Source organism: Sphingobium abikonense NBRC 16140 (assembly GCF_001598335.1).
GTDB classification, from domain to species: Bacteria; Pseudomonadota; Alphaproteobacteria; order Sphingomonadales; family Sphingomonadaceae; genus Sphingobium; species Sphingobium abikonense.
Map to the genome: position 1 here is coordinate 1 of NZ_BCYT01000048.1, position 641 is coordinate 641.

Below are 641 nucleotides of genomic sequence, written 5' to 3' on the forward strand. Positions count from 1 at the left end.
CAGCTCACTGGTCTAAACAAGAGATCCTGCGGCGAAGATGTAACGGGGCTCAAGACGTGCACCGAAGCTTAGGGTTCAGTCCTTTGGACTGAGCGGTAGCGGAGCGTTCCGTAGGCCGTTGAAGCGGGAGGGTAACCGACCGTGGAGGTATCGGAAGTGCGAATGCAGACATGAGTAGCGATTAAGAGGGTGAGATGCCCTCTCGCCGAAATTCCAAGGGTTCCTGCTTAAAGCTAATCTGAGCAGGGTAAGCCGGCCCCTAAGACGAGCCCGAAGGGGGTAGTCGATGGGAACCACGTTAATATTCGTGGGCCTGGTGGTGTGTGACGGATGGTGTAACTTGTCAGGGCTTATTGGATTGCTCCTGGCAGGGAAATTGTCCCAGGAAATAGCCCCACCGTATAGACCGTACCCTAAACCGACACAGGTGGAATGGTAGAGTATACCAAGGCGTTTGAGAGAAGTATCCTGAAGGAACTCGGCAAATTGCCTCCGTACCTTCGGAAGAAGGAGGCCCCAATTATGCGCAAGCACTATTGGGGGGCACAGGCCAGGGGGTAGCGACTGTTTAGCAAAAACACAGGGCTCTGCTAAGTCGGCTTCAAGACGACGTATAGGGCCTGACGCCTGCCCGGTGCCTG

1 rRNA gene is annotated in these 641 nt (G+C 55.1%); it reads left to right on the top strand.

The features are described from left to right. Positions 1–641, top strand: a 23S ribosomal RNA gene (locus SAB01S_RS17950); the annotation flags it as partial.